General features: G+C 65.4%; 17 protein-coding genes. 8 read left to right on the top strand and 9 right to left on the bottom strand.

Annotated elements, in window-relative coordinates:
- Nucleotides 1-4: 4 nt before the first annotated feature.
- The 5 genes from H7H34_RS14870 to H7H34_RS14850 all read right to left on the bottom strand — a co-directional run bounded on the left by H7H34_RS14870 (nucleotide 5) and on the right by H7H34_RS14850 (nucleotide 4,625).
- Complete coding sequence (locus H7H34_RS14870) at nucleotides 5-1,837, bottom strand: tetratricopeptide repeat protein (protein ID WP_185925624.1); 1,833 nt, start codon at nucleotides 1,835-1,837, stop codon at nucleotides 5-7.
- 95 nt (nucleotides 1,838-1,932) lie between these two features.
- Nucleotides 1,933-2,184, bottom strand: a complete 252-nt coding sequence (locus H7H34_RS14865) for a flagellar protein FlaG (protein ID WP_120267265.1) — start codon at nucleotides 2,182-2,184, stop codon at nucleotides 1,933-1,935.
- Nucleotides 2,185-2,653: 469 nt separating this feature from the next.
- Nucleotides 2,654-3,151 carry a hypothetical protein gene (locus H7H34_RS14860; protein ID WP_208996602.1) on the bottom strand — a complete coding sequence of 166 codons (498 nt, stop codon included), beginning with the start codon at nucleotides 3,149-3,151 and terminating at the stop codon, nucleotides 2,654-2,656.
- Nucleotides 3,148-3,480, bottom strand: a complete 333-nt coding sequence (locus H7H34_RS14855; RefSeq protein WP_208996603.1) for a rod-binding protein — start codon at nucleotides 3,478-3,480, stop codon at nucleotides 3,148-3,150. The genes H7H34_RS14860 and H7H34_RS14855 overlap by 4 nt, the downstream gene beginning before the upstream one ends.
- The gene (locus H7H34_RS14850) at nucleotides 3,480-4,625 is read right to left on the bottom strand and encodes a flagellar basal body P-ring protein FlgI (RefSeq protein WP_120267266.1); all 1,146 of its coding nucleotides are present in this window, start codon (nucleotides 4,623-4,625) and stop codon (nucleotides 3,480-3,482) included. Before H7H34_RS14850 ends, H7H34_RS14855 begins: the two co-directional genes overlap by 1 nt.
- Before the next feature lie 273 nt (nucleotides 4,626-4,898).
- On the opposite strand from H7H34_RS14850, the gene H7H34_RS14845 reads away from it, so the two are divergent.
- The 3 genes from H7H34_RS14845 to H7H34_RS14835 all read left to right on the top strand — a co-directional run bounded on the left by H7H34_RS14845 (nucleotide 4,899) and on the right by H7H34_RS14835 (nucleotide 7,304).
- Nucleotides 4,899-5,318, top strand: coding sequence for a flagellar assembly protein FliX (locus tag H7H34_RS14845; protein WP_120267267.1), 420 nt, complete (start codon nucleotides 4,899-4,901; stop codon nucleotides 5,316-5,318).
- 173 nt (nucleotides 5,319-5,491) lie between these two features.
- Nucleotides 5,492-5,908 carry an RNA polymerase-binding protein DksA gene (dksA, locus tag H7H34_RS14840; RefSeq protein ID WP_120267268.1) on the top strand — a complete coding sequence of 139 codons (417 nt, stop codon included), beginning with the start codon at nucleotides 5,492-5,494 and terminating at the stop codon, nucleotides 5,906-5,908.
- Between the two features lie 226 nt (nucleotides 5,909-6,134).
- A complete protein-coding gene (locus tag H7H34_RS14835) occupies nucleotides 6,135-7,304 on the top strand; it encodes an HD-GYP domain-containing protein (protein ID WP_185925623.1) in 1,170 nt (389 codons plus the stop codon).
- Between the two features lie 213 nt (nucleotides 7,305-7,517).
- Here H7H34_RS14835 and flgH read toward each other — a convergent pair whose 3' ends face one another.
- Genes flgH through flgF form a run of 4 tightly spaced genes read right to left on the bottom strand, consistent with a single transcriptional unit; the run spans nucleotide 7,518 to nucleotide 10,808 of the window.
- Nucleotides 7,518-8,270: a flagellar basal body L-ring protein FlgH gene (flgH, locus tag H7H34_RS14830; protein ID WP_120267270.1), complete on the bottom strand. Its 753-nt coding sequence runs from the start codon at nucleotides 8,268-8,270 to the stop codon at nucleotides 7,518-7,520.
- Nucleotides 8,270-9,232 (bottom strand): flagellar basal body P-ring formation chaperone FlgA, encoded by a 963-nt coding sequence (flgA, locus tag H7H34_RS14825; protein WP_185925622.1) that lies wholly within the window; start codon nucleotides 9,230-9,232, stop codon nucleotides 8,270-8,272. The genes flgH and flgA overlap by 1 nt, the downstream gene beginning before the upstream one ends.
- A 29-nt stretch (nucleotides 9,233-9,261) precedes the next feature.
- A complete protein-coding gene (gene flgG / locus H7H34_RS14820) occupies nucleotides 9,262-10,044 on the bottom strand; it encodes a flagellar basal-body rod protein FlgG (RefSeq protein ID WP_120267272.1) in 783 nt (260 codons plus the stop codon).
- Nucleotides 10,045-10,070: 26 nt separating this feature from the next.
- Nucleotides 10,071-10,808, bottom strand: a complete 738-nt coding sequence (flgF, locus tag H7H34_RS14815) for a flagellar basal-body rod protein FlgF (RefSeq protein WP_120267273.1) — start codon at nucleotides 10,806-10,808, stop codon at nucleotides 10,071-10,073.
- Between the two features lie 285 nt (nucleotides 10,809-11,093).
- Between flgF and H7H34_RS14810 the strand changes: the two genes are divergently transcribed.
- From H7H34_RS14810 to H7H34_RS14790, 5 genes are all read left to right on the top strand, one after another.
- Nucleotides 11,094-11,600: a flagellar basal body-associated FliL family protein gene (locus tag H7H34_RS14810; RefSeq protein WP_185925621.1), complete on the top strand. Its 507-nt coding sequence runs from the start codon at nucleotides 11,094-11,096 to the stop codon at nucleotides 11,598-11,600.
- Between the two features lie 8 nt (nucleotides 11,601-11,608).
- Nucleotides 11,609-12,832 carry a flagellar motor switch protein FliM gene (fliM, locus tag H7H34_RS14805; protein WP_120267275.1) on the top strand — a complete coding sequence of 408 codons (1,224 nt, stop codon included), beginning with the start codon at nucleotides 11,609-11,611 and terminating at the stop codon, nucleotides 12,830-12,832.
- Nucleotides 12,829-13,323 carry a DUF6468 domain-containing protein gene (locus H7H34_RS14800; protein WP_185925620.1) on the top strand — a complete coding sequence of 165 codons (495 nt, stop codon included), beginning with the start codon at nucleotides 12,829-12,831 and terminating at the stop codon, nucleotides 13,321-13,323. The genes fliM and H7H34_RS14800 overlap by 4 nt, the downstream gene beginning before the upstream one ends.
- Nucleotides 13,320-14,075 carry a MotE family protein gene (locus tag H7H34_RS14795; RefSeq protein ID WP_185925619.1) on the top strand — a complete coding sequence of 252 codons (756 nt, stop codon included), beginning with the start codon at nucleotides 13,320-13,322 and terminating at the stop codon, nucleotides 14,073-14,075. The genes H7H34_RS14800 and H7H34_RS14795 overlap by 4 nt, the downstream gene beginning before the upstream one ends.
- A 178-nt stretch (nucleotides 14,076-14,253) precedes the next feature.
- Nucleotides 14,254-18,162: a hypothetical protein gene (locus H7H34_RS14790; protein ID WP_185925618.1), complete on the top strand. Its 3,909-nt coding sequence runs from the start codon at nucleotides 14,254-14,256 to the stop codon at nucleotides 18,160-18,162.
- The last annotated feature ends 15 nt before the right edge of the window (nucleotides 18,163-18,177 follow it).

Genomic DNA, 18,177 nt, shown 5'->3' with positions numbered 1-18,177 from the left:
CGCTCTACCGGCGCTCCTCCAGCCAGTGCCGCAGATCGGCAACGAGGCGGGGCACGATGTCGGCTGCCGGGCGTTCGGGGTCGAGCCGCAAATAGCGCGTCGCCGGGGCCCAGGGTGGGTTTTCCTGCCCCAACAGGATCGTGCCGGTGACCGGGCCGAAGCGCCAGGTGGGCACGCCGAGCGCACCGGACATGTCGGCGACAGAGGTGTTTGCCGAGATGACCAGATCCATGCAGGAGGTCAGAGCGGCAACGGTCTCCAGGTCGTCGAAGAGATCGAGATCTTCCCACCGGTGCAAGGTGAAGGGCGTGCGCTCCTGCAGGGCCGCGATTTCCGCACTGCGGTCGGTATAGTCCAGCAGGACGAAGTCGACATCGTCGACGGCGAACAGGGGAAGCAGGTCCTCCAGGGCAAGATACGAGCGGCCGCGTTGGCCGACACGGTTGCCGCTGGTCCAGGACAGACCGACCCTCGGCCGGGCCGTGTTGCCGAGCGGCGCCCGCTGCTGCAGGGCGGCGACGCGCGCCGGGTCGGCGCCGAGTATTGTCGGTGTCCCCGGAAAGGCGGAAATATCCGGTCGCAGAAGGGTGGGCAGACCGCCGAACGCGCATTGGAAGTCGAAGTCCTCGCCCCGGGTAAGGGCGTTGAGGCCTTCATGGCTCCGCTGTCGCACCTCCACCTGCGGAAAATTGCGCGCAAGCAGCGGGACGAGCTTGGGGTGGCACTCGACGATCAGCCGCTCCGCCTGCTCGGCCAGTTCAGCGAACATGGAGGCGGATCGCAGGACGTCGCCAATGCCCTGGTCGTCCCAGATCATCAGGGTCTTGCCGGCAAGCGGCTCGCCCCGCCATGTCGGGCGGGAGAAACGGCGTTGGATCAATCCCTGGAGATTCGCCTCGACGCGGCGCTCCGCCAGCTTCCAGCCTCGCGCGAGATCGCCGTTGGCAAGGCAGGCGAGGCCAAGGGTCATGGCCGTCTCGTGGCGGCCCGGATCCACCGCCATCGCCTTCTCCAGTTCCTCGACAGCCTCGGGGAAGCGGCCGAGGTGGTACAGCGCCTTGCCGCGCAACAGGCGGGCATCGCTGCCGCTCGCGCCGAGCGCGATCGCGCGGTCGGTCTCGGCAAGCGCAGCGAGGTAGTCGCAGGTCCCCCAGAGCGCGTTGGCAAGGCTCAGCCGATAGGTTGCATCGGTTTCTGCGTCGAAGGCGGCGGCCCTGCCGGAAAGAAGCTCCAGCGCCTCGGCCCCGCGATGCAGCTGGTTGAGTGCGTCGGCGAGGCTGAGCAGGGCGATGCGATGGTCCGGGGCGGCCGAAAGGGCGAATTGCAGCACGCGGACGGCTTCCTCGTGCTTGCTCGCCAGAATCAGCGTCTGCCCGAATTCGACAAGGATATCCAGGTTGTCGGCCAGATCGTCGGCCGCGGCGCGGAGGGCTGCATCGTAGGTGGAGAGCGCTTCCGCCAGTCGTCCGGACTGGCGCAGCAGGCGGGCCTGGCGATGGAGCAGGGCGGCATCCGCAACGCCGTCCGCCCCTGCCTGTGCGCTGGCGGCAAGTACCGCGTCCGTATCGCCGAGGGCTTCGAGCGCCTCCACGAGGTTGATCCGGTAGCGGGGTTCGCCAGGGGCGAGGGAGATGGCCCGCTCGAACAGCGCGGCCGCGCGCTTCGGATAGCCCTGTTCGAGGAAGCACAGACCCAGCAGGCTGGTGGCCTCGGCATTGCCGGGGTCCTGCTTGAGGACCTTTTCGTAGATCGGCCGTGCGCGTGCGGGTTTCCCGTCGCGCTGCAAGAGCAGCGCCTTTCGCATCTGGTCCAGGATGGTCTGGGAGGAGGGCGGCATCCGTGCGTCCGGCTCGAGGTCAGTGAGCGCGGACTATAGCCGATTCGAAAACCCGTGCGGGCTGCCGGCGGGGCGGGTGGACGCCCCGCACGTCTTCAAAGACTGCGGCTGAAGGCAAGGCCAGTCATGTTCTTCTGGGTGGTCTCGGCAAAAGCCCGGCGTAGGCGCAGGATGGATTCCTCCGGGATCTGCTGCACCACCTCGCCGGTGGTCAGATCGACGGCCCTGAAGACGATGGAATCGGTGATCTTGTCGCGAAATTCCTCGCGCTTGATGTTGGCCTCGGCCTTGGCGAAATTGTTCTCGGCCGCCGGGCGATTGGCCGCGGTCTCGGTCGGTGGCTGCACCGCTTTTTCGGCAGGCACGTCCGTTCGCGCAGCCGGCGATGCGCTGGCTTCCGAAGGTCTCGGTGCCGTCGGTACAAGCGTATAGGACATAGTCCTGATCGGTGTCGCTTCCATTTGCTTACCCCTCCACCGGACATATCCGCGAAGGCAACGCGCCCGGTATCAACGTCGTCCGTTGAGCATCTCGCCTTTCACTCGTTAACCTTGTTCAGGTCCTTCGATACGCAGGTCGACCAACCGAAAAAGGGGGGGATCAACTTCCATATCCTGGCAAGCATCTTATCTGAAAACTGTGAATCCCGTCTTAAGGAATTCATTAGGGTTTTCGATTGATCCCCTCTGATCCCGATTCGTTCTGTCAGAGTTAACAGGCGCGGCCGATGCCCTGCGCCAAACGACAGCGCCGCCCGCGTGTGACGGCGGGCGGCGCGTTGAATTCGTCGGGTCTGATGCGTGGGACGGGGCGGCGTCAGAGTGCCCGGTTGACGGCGATGCCATCGGCCAGGGCCGGGGTGCGCGGTGCGCTGCCGCCGGGGCCGTAGGTCGAGGGTGCGCGCGTGCTGGCTGCCCCTTGCGCCACTTTGCGCAGCAGGTTGTCGGCGACCTCGCGGGCCGTGGCAAGAACTGCCAGGTTGATGCGTAGCACCGGCTGGAACTCCGCATGGCGCCGCTTCAGCCTGTCGACCGCTTCCGGAGCCAGATTGCCGAGCGAGGTGGTCTGGTCGCGCACGAAGGTCATGCCGCGCATGTAGATGCTGACCAGCTTTGCCTTCTCGGGCTGCAGGTCGCCGGCCGCGTCCAGCTTGCCGAGGCGGACGAGTTCCGTCTCGCGCTCGATGACGGCCAGGAGGTCACCCATCGCGGCTTCGAGGCGGTTGCAGGTCGCTTCCGCCGCCTTGCGATCGGCTATCGCGCCGGAAAAGAACTCAGGGGCAATTTCTGCGAGCTGTTTGGTGTCGAGGCTCATTGTCCGGCCGTCTCCTGAAGGGCAAGAAGTTCTCGCTGGACCGCGTCGGCGATGCCGATGCCGCCGGCCTTGGCGATGGTGTTGGCGTATTCTTCGACCAGCATGCCGCTCCAGGCTTCGGAGCCGGTGTCGCTGCCCCAGGCGCCGCCTTCTTCCAGACCGGCGAACATCGTCTGGAACATGGTGTTCAAGAACACGGCCTCGAACTGTTCGGCGTTCTCGCGGGTCATGCCGGCAGGATTTGCCGAGCCGGTGTTGAGAGCGCTGCCTTTGGCCGTGTAGCGGCCATGGGCGCTGGCGAGGACGGTGTCGATGCCGGGCATGCTCATCACATCAGCTCGATTTCGGCCTGGAGTGCACCGGCGGCCTTGATGGCCTGCAGGATCGAGATCATGTCGCGCGGACCGATGCCGAGGGCGTTGAGGCCGTCGACCAGCTGCTGGAGCGTCACCGACTCCCGCACGACCGCCAGCTTGTTGTCGCTCGCGTCGTCGACAAGGATGTCGGTCCGGGGCTCAAGCGCCGTCTGTCCGTTGGCGAAAGGCAGGGGCTGCACCACCGTCGGGCTTTCCGCAACGGTGACGGTCAGGTTGCCTTGGGCGATTGCGACCGTGGAAACCTTGACGTTCTGACCCATGACGATGATGCCGGAATTCTCGTCGATGACGATGCGGGCGGGCAGGTCCGGCTCGATGATCAGCTGTTCGATATCGGTCAAGAGGTCGACGATGTTGCCGTTGAACTGACGCGGCAGGTCGATGCGAACCGTCGCCGGATCCAGCGGTTCGGCGGTCGGCAGGCCGATCAGCTCGTTGACGGCCAGGGCCATGCGGCGGGCGGTCGTGAGGTCGGGATTGCGCAGGGCAAGGCGCAGGCTGGTCATCGACGCCAGCTTGAAGTCGATCTCGCGCTCGACCAGGGCGCCGTTGGCGATCCGGCCGGAGGTCGGCACGCCGCGCACGACCGAGGCCGCGTCGCCCTGTGCCGAGAAGCCGCCGATGGCGAGCGGTCCTTGCGCAATGGCGTAGACTTCGCCGTCGGCGCCGAGCAGCGGTGTGACCAGAAGGGTGCCGCCCTGCAGGCTGTCGGCATCGCCAAGGGCGCTGACCGAAACATCGATCCGGGTGCCCTGGGTAGAAAATGCCGGGAGGTTGGCTGTGACCATGACGGCGGCCACGTTCTGGGTGTTGAGGTTGAAGCCGCGGGTGTTGACGCCGAGGCGCTCCAGCATGGCTTCAAGGCTCTGCCGGGTGAAAGGTGCGTTGCGCAGGCTGTCGCCGGTACCCTGCAGGCCGACCACGAGGCCGTAACCGATGAGCTGGTTGTCGCGAATGCCTTCGAAGTCGGCAATATCCTTGATCCGCGACGCGGCGCTGGCGGGGGTCGCCAATGTCACGACGAGGGCGAGCGTCCAGGCCAGGCAGAGGATCTGCAGGAGGCCGGAAAGGCGTGAGAGGAGGCCGGGCAGGGTCATTCTTGCGTGTCTCGATCGCTCGACGGATGGCGTGGGCGGCTTGCCCGCGTTTCCTTATGCGAGCAGCGTGCCAGAATGTCCGCTGGTGTGATAAATTTCTTATCTATCTGTTTTGTATGGATAAAATTTATTTCCCTTTCCTAATTCAAGCCTGTCTGCGATGATCTTCCTCGGCTTACTCGGCAGGATTTGCCGGGTTGTTAACGCTTCGTTTACCAACTCGGAAAATTGTGTAGCCTTGAGAGTTCCTCCAGCGGGGTCCGGTTTTCGACCATGAGAATTTCAGGCTACGCGCCCCTGTCCGGGGTCGGCGGACGAAACCAGAAAAAACGGACCGATGGGTCGGGCTCGAGTTTCGATCTCGGCGGCACCGGACGCTCGGAGAGCGCCTCCTCCGCAGGGGGCGCAAGCGGCATTGCCGGTATCGATGCATTGCTAGCGCTGCAGGAGGTCGACGACCCGTTGACCGGCCGGCGCAAGGCGACGGCGCGGGGCCATGACCTGCTCGACACGCTGGAGGGCATGAAGGCGGATCTGCTTGCCGGACGGGTTTCGCCTGAGCGGCTCAATCGGCTTGCAATGATGCTGGAGCGGCGCACGGACAGCGGCAATCCTGCGCTGGAAAAGGTGATCGACGAGATCGAGCTTCGCGCCAAAGTGGAGCTGGCAAAGCTGGGACTGTACGGAAATTGAACGCCCGTTAATGCCGCCTGATCGGGCCGGACTCATGCCGAAAACGGATGCAACCGGCCTAAGTACATGAAAAACATCACAGAAATTTGGCGCTATTTTCGACGTCCGCGGCGTTGTCCATCGCCCGCAGGATCGCTATATTCCGCGCGGCCTAACGGGAGCCGGAGTAGAACATGACGGTTGAGCTGGATGCCGAGTATCGTCCCAGCGAGGACGAGACTTTCATGAACGAGCGTCAGCGCGAGTATTTCCGGAACAAGCTTTTGCGGTGGAAGGAAGAGCTCCTAAAGGAAAGCCGCGAAACGCTCGCAAACCTCCAGGAGGAAAGCCAGAATCACCCCGATATCGCCGACCGGGCGTCTTCCGAGACGGATCGCTCGATCGAGCTCAGGGCCCGCGACCGCCAGCGCAAGTTGATCGCAAAGATCGATGCGGCGCTGGAGCGTATCGCGGACGGGTCTTACGGGTACTGCATCGAAACGGGCGAGCCGATTTCCATCAAGCGGCTGGAAGCCCGTCCGATCGCGACCCTGTCGCTCGAAGCGCAGGAAGCCCATGAGCGCCGTGAAAAGGTTTATCGCGACGACTGATGTAACGCCGGCCCGCCCGGCAGCATTTGTCTGAACCAACTTTTTAAGGCCCGGCATCGTCCGGGCCTTTTCGTTTTCCCCGCATTCCTCTGGCGCGTGGCCGTGCCGCAGCTGCGGTTCATATCTCGTTAAGAGTTCGTGCTCGAGCCGATTAAGGGTTCGACAAGTTACGCCGGATAAGGATGACGCAGAGGAACTTCAGCGTCATTCAAGGTTGGCGGTTGGCATGATCGACGTCATCATTCTCGTAGACCAGGACAACGCCGAACCGGCATTCGCCAACGCATTGGCGTTGGCTTTCAAGGTTGAGCGCATTTCGCTTTCCGAGGCCGATGCCGCGCGCCTCGATAAGGCCCGCGTCGTGGTCCTCTACAGTGCCTTGAGACGTCAGAGCCAGGTCTCCCTGCTCGCCTCGATCCTCCATGAGGACCGCCGCAGGAGCGACACGATCTATGTCGCGCCGGGCAGCGACCGGGCAGGCCTGGTCCAGGCCGAGGCGCTCGGCATCGAGCGGATCGTTCCCAGTTTCCGGTCGTCGGGCGATGTCCGCACTGCAGTGCAGGCCATCTTGAACCGTGACTTGTCGGCCCACCTCGCGGGGCGATCTCCGCATGTGGCCAAGGCGATCGCGAACGGCGATGTGCTCTATCGCCAGCTCGGCGCCGCCATGCGCGCCGACCGGCCGTTGCCGCCAGAGATCCTCGATGCGACCACTCGCTCGATCACCGAGGCAACGCGGCGGGAAGGCCTCAGCGGCTGGCTGGACGCGGTGAAGCTGCATCACAGCGGCACCTGTCGCCACATGTTGACCGTTGCGGGCAATGGAAGCGCTTTCGGCCAGTTCCTCGGGTTGCACAACGCCGATATTTCGATGATCACCGAGGCGTGCCTCTTGCACGATGTGGGCAAGCTGTTCATCCCGATCTCCGTCCTGGAAAAGGACGGACCGCTCAGCGAAGCGGAAAAACGGGTCATCAACACCCATCCCGCACGCGGGGCCTTCGCGCTTCAACGCGGCGGGCGCAGCTCGGTCGAGGTCATCCAGGCCGTGCGCGACCATCACGAGTTTCTCGACGGCAGCGGCTATCCCAATGGCATCAATTGCTCCGCGATCGGGCCGCTGACCCGTATCGTCACCATTGCCGACATCTACAGCGCCCTGACCGAGGAGCGGCCCTACAAGGGGGCGATGCCGCCGCGCCAGGCCATCGGCATCATGAGCGAGATGAAGGGCAAGCTCGACGACCGTCTGTTCGCTGTGTTCCGTTCGATGGTGCTCGAGCCGGTTTTCGCGACCAGTCGCGGTTCGCGCGACGAGGGTGGCGGTGCAAGAGCGCCTTGCCTGAAGAGCGGGCGGCATCCGCTCGACCGGCCGAACCAGGAAGATGCGGCGTGAACAGTAATCGTTGGGGTGAGTTGAACTGTGACCGGGCAGGACCCTCCGGCAATCTCTGACGGGGAAGTAAATGCGGCGGGCACGGGTCCGCTGGGGAGCGGGGGGATCCCGTGCCCGCCTGCCGTCCGTGCTTGGGGAGCGTAGAGCGGCTTGGGGAGGGGAGAGGTTCGCGGCGCCTTTCGGGGAGCCGGGCCGCGAACCTGAGGGGTGTCGTCAGAACGGCAGGACGATATCGAGCACCTGGGCACCGTAGCGCGGCTGCTGGACGTCGGTGATCTGACCGCGGCCGCCGTAGCCGATGCGGGCCTCCGCGATCTTCTCGCTTTCGATGGTGTTGTTGGCGGCGATGTCCTCAGGACGCACCACGCCGGCGACGATGAGCTCTCGCACCTCGAAGTTGACCCGCACTTCCTGGCGGCCTTCGATCACCATGTTGCCGTTCGGCAGGGTCTGGGTGACGACGGCTGCGACACGGGTCTGCAGCTTCTCCTCGCGGTCGACCTTGCCGCTGCCCTGGAAGGTGGAGGCACCCTCGGCGGAGGCCAGATTGTCGGCACTGGTGCCGCCCGGCAGCAGGAACGTGTTGATCGCCGCGCCCACGGCACCGCCGGTGCCGGAGGACGAGGAGCCGGTACGGCTGCGCTGCGTCTTGTTGTCGAACTCGGCCTTGTCGGAGATCGTCACCAGCACGGTGAGGATGTCGCCGACCCGCGCGGCGCGCTGGTCCTTGAAGAAGGCGCGGGCGCCGGACCGCCACAGCGAGTTCGAGTTGTAGTGGTCCGACTGGGGCGTCGGCATCGGCATCTGCACGGGGCGGTAGCCGGCCGTCGTGGTCGGATCCTGGATCGCCGAGAGGGCAGGGGCCTGACCCACCTGGGAGAGCTTGTCGGCGGTGCCGCAGGCAGCGGTGGCGAGCGCGAGCGAGACGGCCAGCGCGGGCTTCATGAGGGACATGCGAGGAGCCATCAGTTCGTCTCCTGGAGCTGGGCAAGGTGCTGCCGTGCGAAACCGACCTCGATCTGGTCGCGTGCGCGGACAATGCCGGTGACGGTACGGCGGGACTGGAGGTTCAGGACGTCGATCATGTCGCCGGCGGCGCCGTTGGACATGGCCTGGCCGACGGTGGTCAGCGTCATGCCGGCCGCCCGGTAGACCAGGGTGACCTTGGCGCCGCGGCGCACCAGCACCGGCGGCTCGAAGTCGGCGGCGCGTAGCGGCCGGCCGACCTGGAGGGCCTGGCGTGCGGACTGGCCGATGATCTGCGCCGGGTCGGTGATCTGGCGGGCGGTCAGGCGGTTGCCCGGAACGCGCTGCGGTTCAATGTCAGAGGCGGCAATGATGGTGCCGCGCTCGATGGGACGCGCTGCCACGTACACGTCCACCATCTCCCGGGCGACACCGGTCAGGCGCACCGTGGTGGTGCCCTCGACCGTACGGATGCGCAGGGTCGTGGACAGGCGGCCGGAATAGCGGTCCCAGGCAAGGTCCGAGACATTGATCGGCTCGACCTGGCCGGCATCTGCCAGCAGCGGGCCGCGGAAGCCCGTCAGCGTGACGTCGAGGCTTTCGGCTTCGAGATTGCTCTCTCGGGCCAGCAGTGCATCGCGCACGGCCTGGGTCACCTCGTGCTCGCCGATGGTAAGGGCGAGGCGCTCGACGACGACCTGGCGCAGGCCGTCGGTGCTGGCTGTCGCGTAGCCGGCTTCGCGGGCACGCTCGGCGACCATGTGGGCGGGCACGGTGCCGCGGGTGCCGGCATCGGGCGCGCGGAACAGCGGGGTTGCGGCATGGGCGCCGGCATCGGGATAAAAATCGCCGATGGTGACGACCGGGCCGGTCACCGCCACTTCGGAGCGCAGCGTGCCGGCCAGCGCCGGCAGGGCGGCGGTAGCGACCAGTGCGGCGGCAAGGAGGAGCCTGGCGAACATCTCGGATATCCTTCCGGTCAGCCGGCGCGTCAGCGCAGGTTCGAAGTGGTGGCGGACATCTCGTCTGCCGCCTTGATGATGCGGGAGTTCATCTCGTAGGCGCGCTGGGCCGCGATGAGGTCGGAGATCTCGCTGACCGCTTCCACGTTCGCCATTTCGAGATGCTTCTGCATCAGATCGCCGAAGCTGGCCTCGCCAGGGTTGCCGACGATGGCAGCGCCGCTGGATTCCGTTTCCAGGAACAGGTTGTCGCCGATGGCTTCCAGGCCCGACTTGTTGATGAAGCGGGCGATCTGGATCTGGCCGAGCACCTGAACGGCGTTGTTGGCGTCCAGAACCTGAACCTGGCCGTCGTTCGAGATGGTGATGTCGCGGGCGTCTTCGGGAATGACGATGCCCGGCAGCACGGAATAGCCGTCGATGGTGACGAGCTGGCCGTTCGGGTCGCGCTCGAAGGAGCCGTCGCGGGTATAGGCGGTGCTGCCGTCCGGCATCTGGATCTGGAAGAAGCCTTCGCCGCGGATCGCGACATCCAGTTCCTTGTTGGTCGGGGCGAGGTTGCCCTGGCTCATGATGCGCGCGGTGGAAGCGGTCTTGACGCCCGAGCCGATCTGCACGCCGGTCGGCACGATCGTGCCGTTCGCGGAGGAGTTCGTGCCCATCCGGCGCAGGTTCTGGTAGAGCAGATCCTGGAAGTCGGCGCGCTGGCGCTTGTAGCCGGTGGTGCGCATGTTGGCGACGTTGTTCGAGATGACCTCGACGTTCAGCTCCTGGGCGCGCATGCCGGTGGCGGCGATATGAAGTGCCTTCATGACGAGTGTTCCTTCTTCCGCTTCGCTCAGGCCTGGACGGAGCCGAGGCGTTCGATTGCCTTGCGCAGCAATTCGTCGCCGTCAGACAGCATCTTCGACACGGTCGTGTAGTTGCGGGTAACTTCGATCATCCGGGTCATTTCGACGACGCCGGAGACGTTCGACTTCTCGATGGCGCCCTGCTGGACGCGCACGCGCTCGAGCGCCAACGGCGCCTCGCCGGCGAACAGGTTGTCGCCGACCCGTTCCAGCGCCTGCGGATCCTCGAAGCGGACCACGCGCAGACGCCCCTTGACGCCGAGCTCGGTGGAGACGGTTCCGTCCTCGGCGATGGTCACATCGCCGTCATCGGCGGTGAAAACGAGAGGGCCGCCTTCGCCCATGATCGGGCGACCGTCCGCCGTGACCAGCTGGCCGGTGGCGTCGAGGTGAAAGGCGCCGTTTCGGGTGTATCGCTCCCCGGCAGGGTCGCCGACGACGAAGAAGCCCTCACCCTCGATGGCGACATCGAAGGTGTTCTCCGTCAGCGAGATCGCGCCGACCTCGAAGTCCGACGAGGCGCTGTAGTCGAGGACATAGGAATACTTCTGGTCGGGGCGCTCGAAGGACGAGGCCTCGGCGACCGGCATCAGGTATTCCTCGAAGAGCAGGCGCTGGGATTTGAAACCCGTCGTGTTCATGTTGGCCAGGTTGTTGGCCACCACGCTCAGCTGATTGCGCAGGGCTGTCTGGCGCGACAGCCCGATGAGAAGTGAATTCTCCATAACGTACCGTTCCTATGCTCCCCAGCGAACATCCACCCTCCCCAGAGCGGATGCTCGTTAACCCTGTTGCAGGGAGCGTGCCAGTTGCTGGCATATTGATTTTATTGATGTTTCCTGGAGGTGCGGGCGATGGGGCGGCAGGTTTGTCCCCGTCATTGGTTACCGCTCGGCAAAATTTGCCGCATTTTGCGAGGCGTTAACGGTTCGGTAACCACTCGTTAACCATTGTGGCTTTAGAAATTAATCATACGCGCGGGAGGGGCAGCGCAGAGAGGTTAACCCACCATGACGGCGGATGCGGATGCAGCCGAAGCCGGCGCCCCGGAAGAGGGAGCCGGCCGGTCGAAAAAGAAGCTGTTGATCTTCGGGGGCGCAGGTCTTGTCCTGCTCGCAGCCATCGGGGGCGGCGCCTATTATTTTCTGATGGGCGGCGGCGAAGCGGCAGCGCCGGATGGTACCGGAGCGCCAGAGGCCTCGGTCGAGCAGCGTCCTGCGGTGTTCTTCGATCTGCCGGAGATGACGGTGAATCTGTCGAGCGAGGGACGCGCCACCTATCTGCGCGTTCGTATTTCGCTCGAGGTTTCGGACCGCGAGATGGTGCAGAAGATCGAGCCCTACCTGCCGCGCATTCTCGATGCCTTCCAGGTCTATCTGCGCGAGCTTCGCCCGGCGGATCTCGAAGGGTCTTCCGGTTTGTTCCGACTCAAGGAAGAGTTGCTGCGACGCATCAATACGGCGGTCTATCCGGCTCGCATTGAGGGTGTGCTCTTCAAGGAAATCCTGGTCCAGTAAGGTCACCAATGGCTGACGACGACGATCTCGGCAATCTCGACGAGGCATGGGGCGAAGCCCTGGCCGAGCAGATGGACGGCGAAGGCGAGGACGAGGATCTTGCCGCTGCCTGGGGTGCTGCGCTCGAGGAACAGGGCGTCGCCGGCGGCGACGACATGGCCGCCCAATGGGCGGCGATGATCGACGACAGCGAGCCGGAGCTGGAAAGCGCCACTCGGGGTGCCGACCGTATCCTCAACCAGGAAGAGATCGACAACCTCCTCGGCTTCAACATCGAGGATACGATCGCTGCCGACCAGAGCGGCATCCGCGCGCTCATCAACTCGGCGATGGTCTCCTACGAGCGTCTTCCGATGCTCGAGATCGTCTTCGACCGTCTGGTCCGGCTGACGACGACCTCCTTGCGCAACTTCACCTCCGACAACGTCGAGGTGTCGCTCGACAGCATTTCCTCGGTCCGTTTCGGCGACTATCTGAATTCGATTCCGCTGCCGGCCATCCTGGGCGTGTTCAAGGCCGAGGAATGGGACGGCTTTGGCCTGTGCACAGTCGAATCGAGCCTGATCTACTCGATCATCGACGTGCTGCTGGGCGGCGGACGCGGCATGTCGGCCGTGCGCGTCGAGGGACGTCCCTATACGACCATCGAGAGCAACCTCGTGCGGCGGATGATCGAGATCATCATGCACGACATGGAGCAGGCTTTCTCGCCGCTCTCGCCCGTTCATTTCAATCTGGAGCGCCTGGAGACCAATCCGCGCTTCGCCGCGATCTCGCGCCCGGCCAATGCGGCCATCCTCGTCGAACTGCGCATCGACATGGAGGACCGGGGCGGCAAGATCGAAATCATGATGCCCTATGCGACCCTGGAGCCGATCCGCGATCTGCTCCTGCAGATGTTCATGGGCGAGAAGTTCGGCCGCGATCCGATCTGGGAAGGCCACCTGGCCACCGAGATCTACGCCGCGGAAGTGGATGTCGATGCCGTTCTCTACGAGACGCACATTCCGCTCGGGCGGGTGCTCGACCTGAAGGTGGGCGAGACCCTGCTGTTCGACATTTCCCCCAGCGATCCGGTGTCGATCAAGTGCGGCGGCATCCCGCTGACGCAAGGGACAATGGGCAAGGACGAGGATTCCATCGCGATCCGCGTCGAGCGCGGGCTGCAGAAGCCCAAGATGACCTTGGCCGCGTTCGAGCGCGCCATGCAGAAGGAAATGGACCCAACATGAGCACGCTCCCTGTCGGACTGATGATCGAGAGCCTCGTCGCATTGCTGCTGGTGGTGACGATCGGATATTGCGTCGTGCTCAACAAGCGGCTGAAGCGTCTGCGTGCCGACGAGGAGGCGCTGCGTGCCACGATCTCCGAGCTGATCACCGCGTCGGAAATCGCCGAGCGCGCTATTCTCGGCCTCAAGGCAACGGCCGGTGAGGCTGACCGAACCCTCGGTCAGCGCCTCGTCGATGCCGAGCGCCTGTCGCAGGAACTGGCGGCCCACGTCTCGCGCGGCAACACCGTGCTGGAGCGTATCACCCAGATCACCGAGGCGGCCCGCACCGTGCAGCAGCACGCGGCCGCGCCTGCCGCGCCGGCCCCGGTCGAAGAGCCGGCCCCGGCCCGCCCGACGACCATGCGCGCCAGCGATATCCGGTCGGCCGCGATGGAGGCGACCGCCCGTCTGGAGCTGTTCCGCAAGCGTGCAGCGGAGCAGGCCGCGTGACAAACCTGCGCCTGATCCCCGTTCTTGTCTTTGCAGCCAGCGCTCTTCTGGTGCTGAAGCTGCTTGGGCTCGCTGTCGATGGCGGAACCTCCGTCACCGCCGGCGTGAGCGTGGCGATGGCGCAGCAGGCGGCCGATACGGCAGCTGCCCCGGCCGAGACCGCGTCCGCGGATCAGGCCCAGGCGACGGACCCTGCCTCCACCGATACGGCAGCAGCCGATCCCGCCGTCGTGCCTCCGCTATCGGGCGGAACCGGCGGCGATGCGCCTCCCGCGCCGGGCGGGCTGGAGCTCGGAGGCTCTATTGCCGAGCGGAAGGTGCTCGAGTCGCTCAGCGAGCGGCGGCGTGAGCTGGACAATCGCGAGAAGCAGTTCGAACTGCGCCAGCAGTTGATGAAGGACACCGAAGAGCGCCTGAAGCAGAAGGCCGATGAGATCGCGGCCATCGAGGAGCGCATCCGGACCCTCAACCAGGAGCAGGAGAAGAAGCGCGAGGACGAGCTCAAGGATCTCGTGCTCATGTACGAATCGATGAAGGCGAAGGACGCGGCCCGGATCTTCGACCGTCTCGATCTCGACATTCTCGTGCGTGTCGCCAAGCAGATGAAACCGCGCAAGATGGCCGACATCATGGGGCGGATGACGCCGGAGGCGAGCGAGCGGTTGACGGTGGCTCTCGTTACCGGACGCAAGCCGCAGGAAGAGGCCGCTCAGGTGGTTGCTCCGGACCTGCCGAAGATCATGGGCAATTGATGAAAGCTCCGGCGGGGGGCTGCTCTCTGACGGGAATGCCCGGGAATCCGGAGCACCCGTTAAACGCAGCGTTAAGCCGCATCCGCTAGACTGGCTGTTCGGTCGAAAGGTTCAGGGGAGCCCTGTGAGGCAGGACGGCTCTAAAAGAGACAAGCTAGGCACCGTCGTCGCGGATATCGTGGCGGCGTTTCGTGCATTTGCGCTGCAGCTTGCAGCCCTGCTTGCGCTCGCCTGCGCGCTTGTTCCGGTCGCCCATGCGGACACCCTTCAGGTGGATCTTCGCGCGTCCCAGCAGGACGGCTACGGCCGGATGGTGCTGACCTTCCGTGACCTGACCCTGCTGCCGGAATACGACGCGCTGGCGTCCAATGGCGTGCTGCGCATCCGCTTCCGCGATCAGGTGATCACCAATGTCGACAATGTTCCCGTCGACATGCCGAATTTCATCTCCATCGCCCGTCGTGATCCCGACGGCTCGGCCCTGCGGTTTGCCCTGATGGGCGACTTCCGGGTCAACACCATGGAAGCGGGCGAGAAGCTGTTCATCGACCTGCTGCCGCCGACATGGCAGGGCATGCCGCCGGGCCTGCCCGACGATGTGGTGCAGGAGCTGGCCCGGCGCGCCGAAGAGGCGATCCGCCGTGCCCGTGCGCTGGAGCAGGCGCGGCTGAAGGGGCAGGAGGAGCCGAAGGTCGAGCTTTCCATCGGCACTCACCCGACTTTCACCCGCCTGGCCTTCGAGTGGAACCTGAACTTCGACTCGGCCTTCGTGCGCGAAGGCGACATGATCAAGGTCACGTTCAACTACGACGTTCCGGTCGACCTGTCGGATCTGCGCGCCCATCTTCCCCCTGGAGTGATCGATGCCACCTCGTTCATCGACGAGGGGCGGCTCAAGTTCCTTCTGCGCGTTCAGCCGGATGTCGATATCCGCGCCTTTCGCGAGGACAATTTCTACATTCTCGACGTGACCCCGCGCAGCATGGCGCAGGATCCCGTCAACGCGGCGATCGACGAAGCCATGAAGGCTGGCGAAAACGTTCCAGCCGGTGCCACGGGCGTCGTCTTCGCCGCCGGAACGGCCGAGGCGCCGCAGCAGGCCGCCGGCCACCAGGGCGTGGTCGATGGTCATGCGCCTGCGGGCACCCCGGAAGGCGTTGCGCCGTCGCAAAAGCCAGCCGAGACCGTTGCGTCGCCCGAAACCGCCGCGCCGACACCTGCGTCTGCGCAAGAGACTGCCTCGGCATTGCCGCTTCCGCGCACGAAGCCGGGGGCCGAGCAGGCCGGAACTACTGAAACTGCCGCCGCAAGCGAGCAGCCCGCAGAGCCCGCACCCGCCGTCGAGACGGTGAAGGCCGCCGAGGTTGCGCAGCCGGCGCCCGCCGCCGAAGTCCGCCCGGAGGAAATCGCCGCTGCTCCGCCCGAGAGCACCGCGCCGGCCTCTGAGCCTACCGCTCCTGCGAGCGAAGATGTCCTGCCGTCGGAGATCGACCTCAGCGGCGTCGCCGGAAAGGAGATTTCGGGCTCCGCCGAAGTCTCCTCGTCGCCCGAGATGCCGCCGGCCGGCTACGACGATGAGGCCCGCCGCTTCGTGGTGGCCGAAGCACGGCGCATCGGCGATACGGTGCGGGTGGTGTTTCCTTTCTCCGAACCGGTGGCCTCGGCGGTATTCCGGCGGTATCGCAGCCTGTATCTCGTTTTCGACACCGCCGATCCGGTCGACATTCGCGGCATGCGGTCGGTGCTTGCCGACCGGGTGGAGGCGGTGGAGGTCACCGCCAATGCGGACTGGCAGGTGATCCGCGTCGACCTGATGCGCGATGCGCTTGCCTCGGTCGGCATCGATGGCAGCGCCTGGGTGATGACCATCGGCGATATGATCCTGGAGCCGTCGCGCCCGCTCTCGCTGGAGCGCACGGTGCGGGGCGACGGAGGCGCGATCATCACCATTCCCTTCCAGGCGCCGGCCGCTGTGCGTGAGGTGATCGATCCCTTCGCCGGCGACAGGGTGACGGTGGTCACCGGCTACGCGCCCTCCCGCGGCGTGCTCAAGCCGCAGAGCTTTGCCGAGTTCGATGTCCTGATGTCGGCCCATGGTATCGCTGTCCTCAGCAAGGCGGACGATCTGGAGGTCAAGCCGAACGGCGATGCGGTGATCCTTGAGCGGCCGCGCGGGCTTGCTGTCTCCAATGGCAACCTGACCAAGGGGTCCAAGGTGCTGCCGCCCGTGGTCGATCCGGCGACGCCCGGACATGTCGATCTCGGCAACCTGATGAGCAGCAACACCAAGGATTTCCTCGATAAGATCAAGAAGATGGAATACGCGATCGCGAACACGCCGGAGGAAGAACGGCGGGTGCCGCGCATGGAAATGTCGCGTTTCTATCTGGCGCATGGCTTTGCCCACGAAGCGCTCGGGCTGATGCAGTTGGCGGCGTATGACGACCCCGCTCTGACCCGCGATCCGGGATACAATCTGCTGATGGGCGCGGCGCAAACGCTGGCCGCGCGTCCGCGCGAGGCGCTCGACTATCTCGGTCGGCCGGAATTGCTCAACAACGCCGACGCCTCGGTCTGGCGCACGATCGCGGCGGCCGACCAGAGGGACTGGACCGCGACGCGGGAAAATCTCTCGCGCGGTCAGGCGGTGGTCGGCAATTACCCGGTGAGCGTGCAGATCGATTTCCACCTTGCCGCTGCCGAGGCGATGGTCGAGGTGAGTGACTACGGCAATGCGGCGGCCATTCTTTCCGAGATCGATCCGAGCCTTGCCTCCGCGCATCAGGCGGCGCGCTACGACATCATCCGCGGACAGATCGCGGATGCGTCCGGCCGCTCGCGCGAGGCGCTGACGGCCTTTGACCTGGTGCAGCGCTCGCCGGACAGGGCGCTGGCCGCAGAAGCTGCCTACCGGGCGCTGCGCGTCCGCCACCGGGATGGCGAGCTCTCCACCGCCGAGGCTGTCGATCAGCTGGCCGGCCTTGCCGCGTCCTGGCGCGGCGACGAGACCGAGTTGAAGACCCTGCGCTTCCTGGCCCAGCTCGAGGTTCAGTCGGGGAACTACCGCAATGCGTTCGAGGCGATGCAGTCGGCGCTCCAGGCGAATGCGGATGCGGAGACGACACGCCTTTTGCAGGACGAGATGGGGGCGGTCTTCGCCAACCTGTTCCTCAACGGCGAGGCCGACCGGATGGACCCGGTCAAGGCGTTGGCGCTCTTTTATGATTTCCGCGAAATGACGCCGGTGGGCCGCCGCGGCGACGAGATGGTGCGCCGTCTTGCCGGTCGACTCATCGACATGGATCTTCTGACGCAATCAGCCGAGCTGCTGCGTCACCAGGTCGACCATCGTCTGAAAGGCGCTGCACGCGCACAGATCGCCGCCGACCTCGGCGTCGTCTACCTGATGGACCGCAAGCCCGACGAGGCGCTGCGCGTTCTCAACCGGACCCGGCAGGCCAAGCTGCCGCGCGAGCTGGAGCGGCAGCGCAACATGGTGGAGGCGCGCGCCCTGACGGAAAGCGGCCGGCCGGATCTGGCGCTGGAGATCGTCCGCAACATGCGCGGCGAGGATGTCGACCGGTTGAAGGCCGATACATTGTGGGCGGCGCAGAGCTGGCGCGAGGCGGGCGAGCTGCTGGAAGGGCTTGTCGGCGGCCGGTGGTCGGACCCGGTTGCGCTTGCCGACCAGGAGCGCACAGACCTGTTGCGAGCGGCCATCGGCTATTCGCTCGCGAACGACGATTTCAGCCTGTCGCGCCTGAAGGCGAAGTTCACGGACAAGATGAGCGACAGCCCGGATGCTGCGGCCTTCGCCATCGTCACCCGGCCCGTCGCCGACCGCGGGGTGGAGTTCATGTCCGTGCTCGACAACCTGCAGAGCGTCGACTCGCTGGACATCTTCCTGGCCGAGTATCGCCGCAAGTATCTGCAGCCCTCGCCGGACACTGTGCCGGATACGCTGCCTGAGCTGCCGATGTCGCAAGGCCCGGACGAGGGCGATAGCCCGCAGACCGTCGCCCGCACCGAGGAAGAGGCTCCGGTGCCGCCGGTTGCCGATCCGGCCGCCGCAGGCGGGGCCGGCTAGCGGCACTCCGCGCGC

This window comes from Stappia sp. 28M-7 (assembly GCF_014252955.1).
Classification (GTDB): domain Bacteria; phylum Pseudomonadota; class Alphaproteobacteria; order Rhizobiales; family Stappiaceae; genus Stappia.
This window is presented reverse-complemented; position numbering and strand designations above follow the sequence as displayed.

What these genes read in the sequence shown, in the direction of transcription:
- H7H34_RS14850 (WP_120267266.1), bottom strand. Translation starts at nt 4,625, where the DNA reads ATGACCCTGCCCGGCCTCCTCTCACGCCTTTCCGGCCTCCTGCAGATC.
- flgG (WP_120267272.1), bottom strand. Translation starts at nt 10,044, where the DNA reads ATGAAGGCACTTCATATCGCCGCCACCGGCATGCGCGCCCAGGAGCTG.
- H7H34_RS14810 (WP_185925621.1), top strand. Translation starts at nt 11,094, where the DNA reads ATGACGGCGGATGCGGATGCAGCCGAAGCCGGCGCCCCGGAAGAGGGA.
- flgA (WP_185925622.1), bottom strand. Translation starts at nt 9,232, where the DNA reads ATGTTCGCCAGGCTCCTCCTTGCCGCCGCACTGGTCGCTACCGCCGCC.
- H7H34_RS14870 (WP_185925624.1), bottom strand. Translation starts at nt 1,837, where the DNA reads ATGCCGCCCTCCTCCCAGACCATCCTGGACCAGATGCGAAAGGCGCTG.
- H7H34_RS14855 (WP_208996603.1), bottom strand. Translation starts at nt 3,480, where the DNA reads ATGAGCATGCCCGGCATCGACACCGTCCTCGCCAGCGCCCATGGCCGC.
- flgF (WP_120267273.1), bottom strand. Translation starts at nt 10,808, where the DNA reads ATGGAGAATTCACTTCTCATCGGGCTGTCGCGCCAGACAGCCCTGCGC.
- H7H34_RS14800 (WP_185925620.1), top strand. Translation starts at nt 12,829, where the DNA reads ATGAGCACGCTCCCTGTCGGACTGATGATCGAGAGCCTCGTCGCATTG.
- dksA (WP_120267268.1), top strand. Translation starts at nt 5,492, where the DNA reads ATGACGGTTGAGCTGGATGCCGAGTATCGTCCCAGCGAGGACGAGACT.
- H7H34_RS14845 (WP_120267267.1), top strand. Translation starts at nt 4,899, where the DNA reads ATGAGAATTTCAGGCTACGCGCCCCTGTCCGGGGTCGGCGGACGAAAC.
- flgH (WP_120267270.1), bottom strand. Translation starts at nt 8,270, where the DNA reads ATGGCTCCTCGCATGTCCCTCATGAAGCCCGCGCTGGCCGTCTCGCTC.
- H7H34_RS14860 (WP_208996602.1), bottom strand. Translation starts at nt 3,151, where the DNA reads ATGAGCCTCGACACCAAACAGCTCGCAGAAATTGCCCCTGAGTTCTTT.
- H7H34_RS14835 (WP_185925623.1), top strand. Translation starts at nt 6,135, where the DNA reads ATGATCGACGTCATCATTCTCGTAGACCAGGACAACGCCGAACCGGCA.
- fliM (WP_120267275.1), top strand. Translation starts at nt 11,609, where the DNA reads ATGGCTGACGACGACGATCTCGGCAATCTCGACGAGGCATGGGGCGAA.